Here is a 13390-nt window from a genome sequence, read left to right as displayed (position 1 = left end):
GCCGCCGGGCTGACGTCCGCGCTCTCGACCGGCTCCGTCACGAGGGCTGCGCCCCGTGCCGCCGGAGCTGCTCCTGGATGCGATCCTTGCGGAGGAGCGCCTTCTCCACGAACGCGAGGACGCTCTCCTCGCTCGCTCCGCCAAAGCGCCGGAGGAGCTGATCGTGGACGGCCAGTGCCTCCTCGAGGCGATCCAGGTGCTCGAGCGCCACGCCCTTGTCGAAGAGCGCCAGGGCCACCAGCTCCTGCTCCTCCGGCGCCACGTCCGCACCGAAGCGCTGGAGCGCCCCGTCATAGGCGGCCAGTTCCTCCTCGTACCGGTGGAGCTTCTTCAGGACACTGCCCTTGTGGACGAGCGCCCTGGCCAGCATCCGAGGAATCCTGCCGCTCCGCTCCGAGCCGAACCGCTGGATCATCTCATCGCAGCAGGAGACGACCTGCTCGGGCCGAGCCAGCTCCACGAGGAGGACGATCCGGCTCCAGAGGGCCCTGGCGACCAGCTCTCGCAGCGGCGCCTCTCCCGCCTCGCCCTCCCGCTGAAGCAGCGCGTCGAGCGCATCCAGGGCCGCCTCGGGCTGCCGCATCCGCCTCATGAGCAGCGCCTTGCCCATGAGGCCCTGGGCCACCTGCTCCCGGACGGGGAGCTCCTCCACTTCGCCCAGCAGCCGGAGCTGCTCGTCATAGGTCGACAGCTCCTCCTGGGGCCGGCTCAGCTCGCTCAGGGCCGTCGCCCTCAAGGAGAACGCCCGGGCCACCGCCTCACGCAGGACCACGAGCCCGAAACCGGAGAAGCGCCTGACCAGCTCGTCGCACAGGGGCAACACCTCCGCGTACCGGCGCAGCTCCATCGACACCAGGGCCTTGCTCACGAGCGCCTTGGACATCTGGAGGTGGATCTCGTCACTGGCTCCTCCATCCAGGCTCCGGATCGCCTCGTCGAAGAGGTCCAGCGCTTCCTGCTTCCGGCCCGTCACCGCCAGCAGCAGCGCCTTGCTGATGCGCATGCTGTTGGCACCCGGCAGCAGCGCGGGCTCTGAGACACCTCCGAAGCGCTGGAGTCCTTCCTCCAGGACAGTCCATGCCTCCGGGAGCCTGCCGATCTGCCAGAGGTGGATGGCCCTGGCGTTCATGGCCATGGCCACGGAGTTGAGGACGGACGCCTGGGACATGCCACCAAACCGCTGGGCAATCTCATCGCCCAGCGCCAGGGGCTCCTCGCGCCGCCCCTGATCGACCAGGTGGAGCATCCTGTTGAGCAAGGCCTTGGCCAGCCATTCCTGGAAGCTCGCCTCGGTGCTCCCCCCCAGGCGCTGGATGACGGCGTCACAGGCGGCCATGGACTCCTCGGTCCGCTTCTGGCGCCGGAGGATGACCGCCTTGTTCACAAGCGCCCTGGCCACCTGCGCGTGAACCGCCGTGTCGGTCGCTCCGTCGAAGCGCAGGAGGCTCTCGTTGAGGAGGACCAGCGCCTGCTCGCTGCGGCCCTGCCGCTCCATGGCCAGGGCTTCCGCGATGAGCGCCTGCGCCTCCTGCTCGGCGGACTGTGTGCCGCGCGGAGGCTCGGGGCGGAGACTCACGTCATCGTCAACGGCCATGGACCTACCTCCGGAGTCTCCCATCATCCCGGGTCTCGGGCTGGCGCAGGTAACAAACCGCGTGGTGCGCGTTCTTTTTTCTCGGGCGACGGTTCGCCTGCTGTCCCTTCCCTCTCGAGGAGTTCATGAAGGCCACGATTCTCGTCGGAATGCTGTCGCTGTCGCTGGGCCAGAACAGCTCATCCCCCTCCGTTGAGCGGATGCCTCCCGCGCAGGTCTCCAAGCAGGACGCGCGGGTGCTCGTGAATGCCTACGCGGCGGCCCTGCTCGCGCGGGACGCGGTGACGGTCCAGAGCATTCTCTCCCACTCCAGCCTGGAGAAGATCCGGGAGGCGGGGCTCCGGCGCAACCTTCCGGATCCGCTGGCCGCCTTCATCGAGCGCGAGCGGCGCAACCTGGTGGAGGCGCTCGGAGGTGAGGAGCGCCTGAGCACCAGCTTCGAGGTCAGCACCGTGGAAGGCAGCTCGGGCGGGCAGGTGCTGGCCGCCTCGTTGTCCTTGAGCGGCAAGGGCCTGTCGAAGCCGCTGCGGATGACGCAGGAGCAGGGGGCGCTCAAGATCGTCGCGGGACGCTCCGCGGGGAACACCCCGGAGCTGAGCAGCAGCAGCAGTGACTACAAGGTCGCCAACTACACCTCCGTGCCCCACGCCTTCGAGTGCGCCGACTCGCGCAGCTACGGCGTCCCGGCGTACGGCCTGTCGGGAGGGTTCGACTGCTACAAGGATCCCGGCTTCTGCATCCCGCACACGGAGCTCGGACCGGGAATCACGATGGCGAGCTGCGTCGATTACAGCTGCGGCTTCCTGTGGGACGGAACGCACTTCACCTACGCGGGCACCTCCTACTTCTGCGACTACAACACCTGGGGTGAGGACTTCCTCATCCTGTCGAACCAACACGCCGCGTGCCACGACGCGTGCTAGCGGGGAGTGACCGACCTCCGGCTCCTTGCCCGGGCTCAGGCGGCGGGTTCGATTCCCGCCGCCTCCATCCCGAGAAGCCCAGCAATCCTGCCTTCCCAGGAGGGGCGCGGCAGGCGCCTGGCTCTCCGTGCGCGCGGGACGATCTTCGTGGTTGAGCTCGTAAAACCATTTGGTATAGTAAACCACATGGTTTTAGATCGCTCGCCCCGGCTGGATCTCGTATTTCACGCCCTGGCCCACCCGGCCCGTCGGGCGATCATCCGGCAACTCTCGGGCGGGGAGCGCAACCTCAGCGAGCTGGCCGCGCCCCTGAAAATGACTTTCCCGGCGGCCACCAAGCACGTGCGCGTGCTGGAGCACGCCAAGCTCATCCGGCGCCGCGTCGAAGGCCGGCAGCATTTCTGCCGCCTGGAGGCCGCGCCGCTCAAGGAAGCGACGCTCTGGACCGAGTCGTTCCGCCAGCACTGGGAGACCCGCTTCGAAGCGCTTGACTCTCTGCTCGATGAGATGAAGTCCGAGGAGCGAGCGCGTACCCGCCGGACCTGAGCGTCTCACCGCCATTCAACCCAGTCCGACCCCTCTCGGTCGTCTGTCACGAGTCACAACACCATGAACACCACGTCAGCCCGAGGCCTGCAGATCTCAACCCCCACGGACACCACCATCGTGCTCACCCGCACGTTCAACGCGCCTCGGCGGCTGGTGTGGGAGGCCATGTTCACTCCGGACAAGATGCGTCGCTGGATGCTGCCGCCGCCGGGCTGGACCGTGACCACCTGCGAGTGTGATGCGCGCGTGGGCGGCAAGCTCTCGGTGGAGTGGAAGAGCGATGAAGCCAATCCGGTCATGACTCTCCGGGGCGAATTCACGGAGGTGGCCCTGCACGAGCACGCCGTTCACACGGAAACGATGGCATTGGGGTCGGGCCAGACGGTTGGCTCGCTCGTGGAGAAGCACCAGTTCGCCGATCAGGGCGCCGCCACCGCGATGCGCATCACGCAAACCTATCACTCGAAAGAAGACCGCGACGGCGCGCTCGCTTCCGTCATGGATCAGGGCATGGAAGCCTGTTATCAAAAGCTGGACGCGCTGCTCGGCGAGCGGAGCTAGGGCAACGCTGCCGCCACCGCACGATGACGCCCCAGCAGGCTGGAGGCGATCAGCGGAAGGCGCGGGAGTTGATCGCGGCGAGCGAGATCATCCGGGCCACTGCGATGCCTCGGGTATCTTGTCGGTTCAAGGTGTTACCTCATCAGACGAACCGCGGTCACGCGGAAGCCAATGGTTCGCTCCCAAGACACGGCGCCCTGCCTTCGAGGCTCGCTGCGTTGGAGGGGGCGCTTTGCTTCGGGGAGGCGCATGCGGAACGCGACTTCTCCCCCTTGCTACTTCCCGTTGTATGCCACGACCCGGGTATTGCCACAAGCCCCCCTCTGTGAGGCAGAGACGCCGGCCGCACGCGAAAGACAGCGGGCGCGGAGGAGCACATGCTCAACGAAGCCGGACGCAGTGGGGCCACGAAGCACCATGCAGTGCTGATCGCCGGAGGCGGCCCGACGGGCCTGATGCTGGCAGCCGAGCTGGCGTTGGCGGGGATCGACGTCGCCGTCGTCGAGCGTCGCGTGGACCAGGAGCTCCCCGGGTCACGCGCTGGCGGCCTGCACGCCCGCACGATCGAGGTGTTCGATCAGCGGGGCGTCGCCGAGCGCTTCCTCTCGCAGGGACAGCTCATGCAGGTCGCGGGCTTCTCGTTCATCCCGCTCGACATCAGCGACTTCCCGACGCGCCACAACTACGGGCTCGCGCTCAGGCAGGCTCGCATCGAGCGCATCATGGCCGAGTGGGTCGCCGAGCTGCCGGTGACGTTCTATCGAGGGCGTGAGGTGACGGGGTTCGCGCAGGACGACGCCGGCGTCGACGTCGAGCTGTCGGACGGCGCCTCGCTCCGGGCCACGTACCTCGTCGGGTGCGACGGAGGGCGAAGCCTGGTTCGCAAGCAGGCAGGCATCGAGTTCGCCGGCTGGGACGCGTCGACCAGCTTCCTCATCGCCGAGGTCGAGATGACCCAGGAGCCCGCCTGGGGCGTCCGCCGTGGAGACAAGGGCGTCAACGCCATCGGCAAGATCGACGACGGGAAGCGCGCCAGCGTCGTGCTGGTCGAGCCGCAGGTCGGCAACAGAGGCGAGCCGACCCTGGAGGAGCTGCGCGCGGCGCTGATTGCGGTCTACGGGACCGACTTCGGCGTTCGCAATCCGACCTGGCTCTCCCGGTTCTCCGACATGGCTCGGCAGGCGGCGGCCTACCGGGAGCGACGGGTGCTCCTGGCCGGCGACGCGGCGCACGTGCATGCGCCCACGGGCGGACAGGGGCTCAACATCGGCGTGCAGGACGCCGTGAATCTCGGCTGGAAGCTCGCGCAGGTGGTGAAGGGCCTCTCGCCGGAGACCCTCCTCGACACCTACCACGCCGAGCGGCACCCCATCGGTGCCCGCGTGCTCCGCCTGACGATGGCCCAGATAGCGCTCGGCCGCGGCGATGACCGCACCGAGGCCCTGCGCGAGAACATGGCCGAGCTGCTGAAGATGGAGCAGCCGCGTAAGAAGTACGCCGCGATGATGTCGGGCCTCGACGTCCACTACGACTTCGGTGCGGGGCACCCGCTGCTCGGGCGTCGCATGCCCGACCTCGAGCTGAGCACCCAGAGCGGTCCGAAGCGCGTGTTCTCGCTTCTGCATGAGGCCCGACCGGTCTTTCTCAACCTCGGCGAGCCGGGCGCCCTGGACATCACCCCGTGGGCGGAGCGGGTTCGGCGGGTCGATGGCCGGTACGCGGGCGCGTGGGAGCTCCCGGTCTTCGGGGCGGTCGCCGCGCCCTCGGCCGTCCTGGTTCGGCCCGATGGCCATGTCGCGTGGGTGGGAGACGGCACGGATTCGGGGCTGCGTGACGCGCTCACCCGGTGGTTCGGACCGCCTACGCTGGCGTAGCCTGGGGCACACCGCTGCCCAGGCCGCCCAGCGCGGTATGTGTCCCCATCCCCTGGGGTGTTGAGGTACCGTTGGAGCCATGTCCAATGGCTTCATCTGGTCCAGCGCGGACGAACCGCACGCCGCTCGGCGGCGCGAGATGCTTCGCACGCATCCCGAGATCAAGGAACTCTACGGCCCGTGCTCGCGCACGAAGTACGTCTGCACGCTGCTCGTCGGGCTGCAGCTCTCGCTCGCCTTCCTGCTGCGTGACGCGCCCTGGTGGCTGATTGTTCTGGTCGCCTACACGGTGGGAGGAGTGATCAACCAGGCACTCCTCCTGGCCATTCACGAGCTCTCTCACAACCTCGCGTTCCGCAAGCCCTGGCACAATCGCGTGTTCGGAGTCTTCATCAACCTGCCCGTGGGTGTGCCGGTCGCGGAGACGTTCCGCTACTACCACCTGCGCCATCACAGCCATCAGGGTGACGAGCGGCTCGACACGGATCTCCCGACGGAGTTCGAGGCGCGCCTGCTGCGCTATCGCCCGCTCAAGCTGCTCTGGCTCGCTTGCCAGGGCTTTGCCTACGCGCTCCGCCCGCTGTTCGTGGATCCAAAGAAGCCGAGCGCTTCCGAGCTCGCGAACCTGCTCGTGCAGGTCGCGTTCAACGTGGCCGTGTTCTATTTCTGGGGCGGCAAAGCGCTGGCCTATCTGCCGATCAGCTCGCTGATCGTCATGGGGCTCCATCCGATTGCCGGACACTACATCTCGGAGCACTACGTCTTCCGCGAAGGGCAAGAGACCTACTCGTACTACGGGCCGCTCAACGTGTTCGCGTTCAACGTCGGCTACCACAACGAGCACCACGACTTCCCCTACGTGCCTGGCTCGCGCCTGCCGAAGCTGCGAGCGACGGCGCCAGAATTCTACGACGGTCTCATGGCGCACAAGTCGTGGACGGCGACGCTCTGGCACTTCGTCATGAACCCCAACCTGGGCGGATACAGCCGCATCAAGCGGCGCGTGGAGCGGCGGCGAGACTAGGAACGCCTACACACTCGCGGCCGTCTTCTGGGTCTTCGGTTCGGCGGAATGGTGCGACGCGCTCCGGCTTGGGCGAGACGGACGGCGCGTGAACTCCGGGCTTGCGAGTTCGTCACAGCCGCATGCCCGAAACTCTTCGACTCACTGTCCTGGTGGCCCTGTTCGCCTCCGTGTCCGTGGCCTGGGCAAACCAGCCCGTGTCGCCAGTGCCGCTCCTCGCGCTCACTCGTGGCGGGCTCGTCCTGTATGACGTCGAGGCGAACAGCTCGACCCAGGTGCAAGGGCTGGGAGAGCTCTGGGAGGCGAAGCTGCTCGCCTCGCCATGACCCCGCGCTCAGCGAAGGGCCGCGGGCGTACAGGCGGGAGAGAGGTAGAAGCTGGACGGTCTCATGCGTGCCCAGACCAGAGCGTCACTCGCGCGGCTTGGCGCGCCACTGCTGGACGCTCCGGATGCCCTGTCCCGTCCACCCCTCGATGAGGTCGCCCCACGCGGCGAGCGCTCGCGGCCCCAGGCGCCGCTCGATGAGGTCAGCGGGGCCCTGTCCATGGCTCTGCCCCTGCAGACTCTCGAACAAGCCGACGACGCACAGGTTCTGTGCTTCGGCGTCACCCTTCTCGAAGACCTGTTCGATCACCTGGAACACGTGCTCGGTCCACGGTGCCTTGCACCCGCCGAGCAGCGCCGCGAACAGCTCGCGTCCCAGGTCCGCGATGGCCACGTAGTAGAGGTGCTCGGCATGGATGCGCCCCCGTCGCGCTCGCCACTTCAGCCGGCAGTCGATCAGTGCGTCGATGAAGTCGCGGCTCGTCCAGGCCGTCTTCTCGGGCGACGGTTCGGCCACGGGCGCCACCAGCTCATGCCGTAACACCGGCGTCAGCAACGTGGGCTCGATGAAGCCGCGCGCCACGGCCCACCGCGCGAGCGCCCATGACTTCTTGCGCGAGCGCCACCCGACCCTCAGCGACTTGTCTGGCGCGAGCACGACGGTGATCAGGCGCGCCCGTTCCTCGGGGCTGATCCTCGGGTGCACGAGCGCGCACGCGAAAGCATCGTGCGCGTGGTAGCTCTTCTTGAAGTGGCTCCGCTCGGAGCTGTCGCACGCATACGCGAGCGCAAGGAGCTCGTTCGGCTCCCAGTATCCGGCGGCGGCGAGCAGCAGCCTTGCCACCTTCGCCTCGGCTCTCGGAAACAGGCCCGGCTCGACCGTCTGCCCCGGCTTGCCCTTGGCTCGTCGCACGCATTCGGCTCGCTCATCGTCGCTGAGCTCACCCGGCAGGGTGTCCGGCGGAAACGGCCCGGCAAGGAGTTCCTTCATGGCTTGATGCTACCCGATGGCACGCGCAACCCCGAGCCTCCAGTCGACTGAGCTCGCACGGCTGAAGGCAGCTTGAGCTCATGCTACGAGTAAGGCTGTCCACACATCGCGTTGGGGATCCCTTTGGCTACGAGCACCGCGCTTTTCGAGCAGCATGTCCTCTCGTCGTTGGAGACGCAGACGAAGCTCTCGGATCTGGTTGCAGGCCAACTGCGCGCTGACAGTCTTCATCTCCGATCGGCATGGCGGGATTGAGGGAGCGCGATGCCACCCAAGGGGTATCGCTTTGCTCCCGTTCCAGCCCGAACATGGGTCACTCTCAGACCTTGTCAGAGGCTCCTGGCTCAGGATTCTTCGAGAGCTCTTCGAACCTGATTCGTCGAGCACGACCGGGTCGCGAAACTCCCAAGGAGGGCTCATGTCCGTCAACGGTGCTTCACGAAGTGGTTCGGCAGGGGGTGTCTCGCGCGGAAGCTCGGCACACAGCCAGTCGGCGGAACGCTCGAGGACGTCAACGAGTCAGACGACGCACAGCCAAAGGACGGTACGCGGCACACCCACCACACGGTCCCAGCAAGTCAGAGGGACGGCTCCCCCCCAGGACACATTTGAGTCCAGGCCACAGAACAAGAAGATCAGCGACGTCGTCGCGCAGCTCAATCCCAAGGCCAACTACCTGGCTGCTCGCGGACAGACCTTCTGCAACCAGTTCGCGGCTGACTACGCGAGCCGTATGGGTGACCCGTCGCTGCGGGGCAAGCTCGCCAATCAGCAGTACGAGCACCTGAACACCCCGGCCAATGGCTACCGCGTCGCCACCGCCGCCGAGGCGATGCAAGCCGCGGCCGAGGGAAGAATCGCGTTCGCGGCCTACAGAAACCCCAACGGCCACGGCCACATCGCGGCGGTGGTGGGAGAGACGAAGGGCAAGCCTGCCATCGCCCAGGCGGGAAAAAAGAACTACGACTTCGTTGGAGTCAACTACGGCTTCAGCAACAGAAGCCAGCCTACCTACTTCGTGCGAAACTGACGCCGTCAGCCCCGCCGTGCTCAGGCAAAGACCGCCATGGTGATGGGCTCCGCTGACACCCCCGACGCGCTCGAGCAGTTCCAGCGGGCTGGCGGCAAGTCATCAGGCAGCTCCCTCGGGGCTCTCAAGAGTTCGCAGACCCACGCGCGCACAGGGACTTCGTTGATCTGCGTGTAACGGCCGTGGGCTTTGGCCTGACCGCCGGAGGCTACCTCCTCCACTGCGAGGGGGTGGCGCTTCCGGTGTTCATCCCCCGCCTGGCTCGCAGGATCCACGCGGACCCTTTGGTTTAAGTTAATCTTGGCTTTCAAAATATCTTGAAGTCCTGAACGAGCCTCCTCCCGATAATCCTGAAGAAATTGATCCCGGGGAGGCGATCATGAGGGTGTTCGTGCCCATGAGCAGTGGGGGCAGCCCGGCTTCCGCGGGAGGCGTCGGGTCACCGCAGGTAGGGCTGAGCTCGTTCCAGACGCGCCTGTCGGCTGCCAGCGGCGCTCCTGCGTCCTCCCTGGGGAACGCCTCGCCCAGCGGTGCGGAGATCCTCCAGCATTCGCAGGAGCAGATGCGCTCCCTGCTGCGCCTTCAGTACCAGCTCTCCATGGGCCGCGACTCGCTCACCTCCAACGTCTTGAAGGTGCGGCACGAGACGGCAAAGAACGCGATCTCGAACATCCGCTGAGCGCGCTCGCCCAACGACCGCAGGTAGGGTTCGACCTGAGCGGAGGAGAATCGTAGCTGACGCTGGCGGCTAACCCGCTCGGGCGTAGTGACTCGGAGGCTGGCCCACGTGCCGGGTGAACGCAGTGCTGAACGCGCTCGCCGAGCCGTAGCCGACGCGCTCGGCCACCTCGGCGATCCCGAAATCGTGGCGACCGAGCAGCTCCCTCGCGACGGCCATCCGCCAGGCAAGCAGGTACTCCATCGGCGCCAGGCCCACGGTGCGGGTGAACCGCTCGAAGAATGCCGAGCGGGAGAGCGCCGCGGTCTTCGCGAGCTCGGCCACCGTCCACGAGCGCGAGAGCTGGCCATGCATCTGTCGTATCGCTGGCGCGAGCCGCGCATCGGCCAGCCCGCGCAGCAGCCCCGGAGGCGCGTCGTCGCCTGAAGTCGACCGCAGCGCTTCGATGAGCAGCACCTCCACGAGCCGCGTGAGCACGAGGTCGCGCCCCGAGCGCTGCTCGCTCGATTCCTCACCGACGAGCCGCACCAGCAGCGAGAGCCGCTCCACACCTCGCACGTGCACCAGCGCCGGCAGCAGCGACACCAGGAGCGCCGCGTCAGGCGAGTCGAAGACGAAATAGCCGCCGAGCAGCCGCACGTCCGGACGCCCTCCGCGCGTTCCGTGGCGGACCTCTCCCGTCGGCGAGGGGGTCACCTTGGGGTCGATGCGCTCTGGCGCCACGGGCTCGAAGCCCGACATGGTGAAGCCCGGCGTCGCCGGCAGGAGGACGAAGTCACCTGCCTCGAGCGTGATGGCCCGCTGACCGTCAACCGCGAGGCGGCAGCTGCCCTCGAGCACGGCGCAGAAGCTCGGCTGGCCAAAGTCCGAGTAGCGAACCCCCCAGCGGCCAGCGCCGCTGATGCGCTTCGAGAACACGGCGCGCGGCTGGAGCAGCGCGATGACTTGCGAGAGCGGATCCTTCATTCCAGGACTCCTGCTAATGAGATACGGACTCCCCATGATAGAGCGTCCAGTGGGCCGCGAGTACCTTACTCCCAACCATGAACGCCGCGCCCACCGCGGCAAGGGAGTCGACATGAAGACGGTGCTCATCACGGGTTGCTCTTCTGGGTATGGCCTCGAGACCGCTCGCTACTTCCACGCGCAAGGCTGGAACGTGGTCGCCACCATGCGAACGCCGCGCGGGGACGCCCTGCCCCGCTCGGACCGGATGCGCGTGGTTGCGCTCGATGTGACGAAGCCCGAGAGCATCGCCGCGGCGCTCGAGGCGAGCGGGCCTGTCGACGTGCTCGTCAACAACGCGGGCGTCGGGCTCCTGGGCGCCTTCGAGGTGACGCCGATGAGCACGGTGCGCGACGTGTTCGAGACCAACACCTTCGGAGTGATGGCGGTGACGCAGGCCGTGCTGCCCCGGTTCCGCGCGCGCAAGTCGGGGGTCGTCGTGAATGTGACGTCGAGCGCGACGCTGGCGCCCATGCCGCTGGTGGCCGTGTACACCGCGAGCAAGATGGCCATCGAAGGCTTCACCGCGTCGCTCGCGTTCGAGCTCGAGGCATTCAATGTCCGGGTGAAGCTGGTGGAGCCGGGCTATTGCCCGAGCACGCGCTTCGCGAGCAACGGGGGGACCCGAATGGAAGGACTTCTCCCCGAGCCCTACGCGACCTTCGCGCAGCGCGTCTTCGCTTCTCTCGGACAACAGTCCGCGGTAACCCGGGAGTCCGACGTGGCCGAGGCGGTGTGGCGTGCCGCGAACGACTCGACCGGACAGCTGCGCTTCCCAGCCGGTCCCGACGCGGTGGCGCTCGCCCGGTCCGCCTGAGCGAACCCTTACGACAGTCCGACCGTTCGGCGCGGCGCCGGTCCGACCGTTCGGCACGGCACCGAACCGAACGGTCGGACCGGCGCCGAACCGAACGAACCATCCGAACGTTCGGACCGAAGCCGTGGCATCCACAGCCGCGGGATATCCGCTGAGAGTGAACGATGTGCACTCCTGTGCGAAAACGCACAGGGGAAGGCGCGAACGGGCTTGCCACGGCGCCGCCCGCTTCAAAACTTGGGCCCAACGAGGGGAAGCCCACATCCATGGCGGAGCACATCATCTACCTGCTGGGGCCTTTTCAGGTGCCCGGCCTGGGACAGGAGCGCCACGTGCGCGTGTACGCGCCGAACGAAGCGGCGGGTGGCGCGCCGGTCCTCTTCATGTTCGACGGACAGAACATCTTCCACGACGCGCCCTCGTTCTCGGGCGGCTGGTACGTCCACCACGCGGTGAAGCAGTTGGAGGAGCAGGGGCTGCCGGCACCGGTCATCGTCGGGATCGACCACGGCGGCTCCTCGCGGCTCGACGAGTTGTCTCCCTTCACCTCGGGCGACAGCGCGGGGCGGGCGGATGAGCTGCTCGCCTGGTTGAAGGCGGAGTTGGCGCCGCGAATCGCTCAGGAGTTCAAGGTGCGGACGGACCCGGCGGGCACCGCCGTGGGCGGCTCGTCCATGGGCGGCCTTGCGGCGCTCTACGCGCACTTCCGCCACCCGGACCTGTTCGGCGCCGCGCTGTGCATGTCGCCGTCCTTCTGGTTCGCGGAACGGAGAATCTTCGACTACGTCGCCGCGCAGCCGAAGCCCTGGACGTCGCGCATCTACATCGACGCGGGCGCCAGGGAGGGCGGGGGCTCGGTGGTCGCCGACGCGGAGCGCATGGTCCAGCACCTGCGCGAGCGAGGCTGGGACGACACCTCGCTCTGCTGGATCGCGGACCAGGACGGGCACCACAGCGAGCACGACTGGCGCAAGCGCGCGCCCGCCGCGCTGCAGTTCCTCTTCACCGGAACGCCAGGCCAGCGCCCCGAGGCGCCCGCGCCCATGTCGCCGCCCCCGGGCGAGTCGCCTCCTCCGCCCGCGTAGCGCCACGGCGTGCTCAGCGCCGACGGCCCACCTTCACGAAGTCGATGAGCGCCTTGAGCTTGGGAGCCACGTGTGCCCGGCTCGGGTAATAGAGGAAGAAGCCCGGCAAGGTGGGGCAATAGGGCTCGAGCACACGCGCAAGGCGCTTCTCGGCCACCAGCTTCCGGATGCGATTCTCCGGGGCGAAGGCGAGCCCCAGTCCGTCCACGGCGGCGGCCACCAACAGCTCCGAATCGTCGAAGATGACCCGGCCCTCGACCGCCACCTCGATGCGCTTTTCCCCCTCCGTGAGATTCCAGCGGAAGAGGCCCCCGGTCGTCCTGCTGCGATAGTTGATGCAGTCGTGATGGCGCAGGTCGCGAGGGTGCTTCGGCTTGCCGTGCGTCGCGAAGTACGAAGGCGAGCCCACCACCGCCATGGGGATGTCATCGCTCACCTGAATGGCGATCATCTCCCGCTCCATCAGATCGCCCACGCGGAAGCCCGCGTCGAAGCCCTGCTCGATGATGTCGACGAGCGCGTCGTCCAGCTGGATGTCCACCTGGATGTCGGGATAGGCCGCGAGGAACTCGGCGAGGCGGGAACCGAGCACCTCCTGGTAGCCGTAGCGCGGCATGTTCAGACGCAGGAGCCCCGCGGGGCGGTCACGCAGCTCGCCCAGGGACTCGAACGCCTCGTGCACCCCCTGCATCGCGGGCTCAAGCCGGGCGAGAAAGCGCGCCCCCGCCTCCGTGAGCCCGACACTGCGCGTGGTCCGCTGGAGGAGGCGAACTCCCACGCGCTCCTCGAGCGCCCGGAGCGTCTGGCTCACCGCGGAGGGGGTGACCCGGAGCTCCGTCGCCGCGGCGGTGAAGCTCCGCTTGCGCGCCACCGCCAGGAACGCCGTGAGGCCGGAGAGGTCGTCGTGCATTCCTTAGCGTAGCTACAAAGTGT

14 protein-coding genes are annotated in these 13390 nt (G+C 67.6%); 10 read left to right on the top strand and 4 right to left on the bottom strand.

The features are described 5' to 3' along the window. Positions 1-37: 37 nt before the first annotated feature. Positions 38-1594 (bottom strand): tetratricopeptide repeat protein, encoded by a 1557-nt coding sequence (locus KY572_RS14650; protein WP_224243226.1) that lies wholly within the window; start codon positions 1592-1594, stop codon positions 38-40. A 125-nt stretch (positions 1595-1719) separates the two neighbouring features. On the opposite strand from KY572_RS14650, the gene KY572_RS14645 reads away from it, so the two are divergent. From KY572_RS14645 to KY572_RS14620, 6 genes are all read left to right on the top strand, one after another. Continuing rightward, a complete protein-coding gene (locus KY572_RS14645; protein WP_224243225.1) occupies positions 1720-2517 on the top strand; it encodes a hypothetical protein in 798 nt (265 codons plus the stop codon). 186 nt (positions 2518-2703) lie between these two features. Continuing rightward, entirely contained in the window at positions 2704-3063 is a 360-nt protein-coding gene (locus tag KY572_RS14640) for an ArsR/SmtB family transcription factor (protein ID WP_224243224.1), read from the top strand. A gap of 63 nt (positions 3064-3126) precedes the next feature. Next, positions 3127-3627 carry an SRPBCC domain-containing protein gene (locus tag KY572_RS14635; RefSeq protein ID WP_224243223.1) on the top strand — a complete coding sequence of 167 codons (501 nt, stop codon included), beginning with the start codon at positions 3127-3129 and terminating at the stop codon, positions 3625-3627. 377 nt (positions 3628-4004) lie between these two features. Continuing rightward, positions 4005-5501, top strand: a complete 1497-nt coding sequence (locus KY572_RS14630; protein ID WP_224243222.1) for an FAD-dependent monooxygenase — start codon at positions 4005-4007, stop codon at positions 5499-5501. A gap of 79 nt (positions 5502-5580) precedes the next feature. After that, entirely contained in the window at positions 5581-6525 is a 945-nt protein-coding gene (locus KY572_RS14625) for a fatty acid desaturase (protein ID WP_224243221.1), read from the top strand. A gap of 122 nt (positions 6526-6647) precedes the next feature. After that, positions 6648-6851 (top strand): hypothetical protein, encoded by a 204-nt coding sequence (locus tag KY572_RS14620; protein ID WP_224243220.1) that lies wholly within the window; start codon positions 6648-6650, stop codon positions 6849-6851. An 84-nt stretch (positions 6852-6935) separates the two neighbouring features. On the opposite strand, the gene KY572_RS14615 is transcribed toward KY572_RS14620, so the two are convergent. Continuing rightward, positions 6936-7841 (bottom strand): DUF7674 family protein, encoded by a 906-nt coding sequence (locus tag KY572_RS14615; protein WP_224243219.1) that lies wholly within the window; start codon positions 7839-7841, stop codon positions 6936-6938. 733 nt (positions 7842-8574) lie between these two features. On the opposite strand from KY572_RS14615, the gene KY572_RS14610 reads away from it, so the two are divergent. Continuing rightward, positions 8575-8871: a hypothetical protein gene (locus tag KY572_RS14610; protein ID WP_224243218.1), complete on the top strand. Its 297-nt coding sequence runs from the start codon at positions 8575-8577 to the stop codon at positions 8869-8871. 379 nt (positions 8872-9250) lie between these two features. After that, the gene (locus KY572_RS14605) at positions 9251-9550 is read left to right on the top strand and encodes a hypothetical protein (RefSeq protein ID WP_224243217.1); all 300 of its coding nucleotides are present in this window, start codon (positions 9251-9253) and stop codon (positions 9548-9550) included. 69 nt (positions 9551-9619) lie between these two features. On the opposite strand, the gene KY572_RS14600 is transcribed toward KY572_RS14605, so the two are convergent. Further along, positions 9620-10516, bottom strand: a complete 897-nt coding sequence (locus KY572_RS14600; protein ID WP_224243216.1) for an AraC family transcriptional regulator — start codon at positions 10514-10516, stop codon at positions 9620-9622. Between the two features lie 112 nt (positions 10517-10628). On the opposite strand from KY572_RS14600, the gene KY572_RS14595 reads away from it, so the two are divergent. Beyond that, positions 10629-11372: an SDR family oxidoreductase gene (locus KY572_RS14595; RefSeq protein ID WP_224243333.1), complete on the top strand. Its 744-nt coding sequence runs from the start codon at positions 10629-10631 to the stop codon at positions 11370-11372. Positions 11373-11638: 266 nt separating this feature from the next. Next, positions 11639-12457 (top strand): alpha/beta hydrolase, encoded by an 819-nt coding sequence (locus KY572_RS14590; RefSeq protein ID WP_224243215.1) that lies wholly within the window; start codon positions 11639-11641, stop codon positions 12455-12457. 13 nt (positions 12458-12470) lie between these two features. Here the strand turns inward: KY572_RS14590 and KY572_RS14585 are convergent, their stop codons facing one another. Beyond that, complete coding sequence (locus KY572_RS14585; RefSeq protein ID WP_224243214.1) at positions 12471-13367, bottom strand: LysR family transcriptional regulator; 897 nt, start codon at positions 13365-13367, stop codon at positions 12471-12473. Between the last annotated feature and the right edge of the window lie 23 nt (positions 13368-13390).

Origin of the sequence: Hyalangium gracile, assembly GCF_020103725.1 — a bacterium.
Taxonomy (GTDB): domain Bacteria; phylum Myxococcota; class Myxococcia; order Myxococcales; family Myxococcaceae; genus Hyalangium; species Hyalangium gracile.
This window is presented reverse-complemented; position numbering and strand designations above follow the sequence as displayed.

Coding starts and splice junctions, on each gene's coding strand:
- KY572_RS14640 (WP_224243224.1), top strand. CDS start 2,704: ATGGTTTTAGATCGCTCGCCCCGGCTGGATCTCGTATTTCACGCCCTG.
- KY572_RS14590 (WP_224243215.1), top strand. CDS start 11,639: ATGGCGGAGCACATCATCTACCTGCTGGGGCCTTTTCAGGTGCCCGGC.
- KY572_RS14605 (WP_224243217.1), top strand. CDS start 9,251: ATGAGGGTGTTCGTGCCCATGAGCAGTGGGGGCAGCCCGGCTTCCGCG.
- KY572_RS14645 (WP_224243225.1), top strand. CDS start 1,720: ATGAAGGCCACGATTCTCGTCGGAATGCTGTCGCTGTCGCTGGGCCAG.
- KY572_RS14595 (WP_224243333.1), top strand. CDS start 10,629: ATGAAGACGGTGCTCATCACGGGTTGCTCTTCTGGGTATGGCCTCGAG.
- KY572_RS14620 (WP_224243220.1), top strand. CDS start 6,648: ATGCCCGAAACTCTTCGACTCACTGTCCTGGTGGCCCTGTTCGCCTCC.
- KY572_RS14625 (WP_224243221.1), top strand. CDS start 5,581: ATGTCCAATGGCTTCATCTGGTCCAGCGCGGACGAACCGCACGCCGCT.
- KY572_RS14635 (WP_224243223.1), top strand. CDS start 3,127: ATGAACACCACGTCAGCCCGAGGCCTGCAGATCTCAACCCCCACGGAC.
- KY572_RS14585 (WP_224243214.1), bottom strand. CDS start 13,367: ATGCACGACGACCTCTCCGGCCTCACGGCGTTCCTGGCGGTGGCGCGC.
- KY572_RS14650 (WP_224243226.1), bottom strand. CDS start 1,594: ATGGCCGTTGACGATGACGTGAGTCTCCGCCCCGAGCCTCCGCGCGGC.
- KY572_RS14600 (WP_224243216.1), bottom strand. CDS start 10,516: ATGAAGGATCCGCTCTCGCAAGTCATCGCGCTGCTCCAGCCGCGCGCC.
- KY572_RS14630 (WP_224243222.1), top strand. CDS start 4,005: ATGCTCAACGAAGCCGGACGCAGTGGGGCCACGAAGCACCATGCAGTG.
- KY572_RS14615 (WP_224243219.1), bottom strand. CDS start 7,841: ATGAAGGAACTCCTTGCCGGGCCGTTTCCGCCGGACACCCTGCCGGGT.
- KY572_RS14610 (WP_224243218.1), top strand. CDS start 8,575: ATGGGTGACCCGTCGCTGCGGGGCAAGCTCGCCAATCAGCAGTACGAG.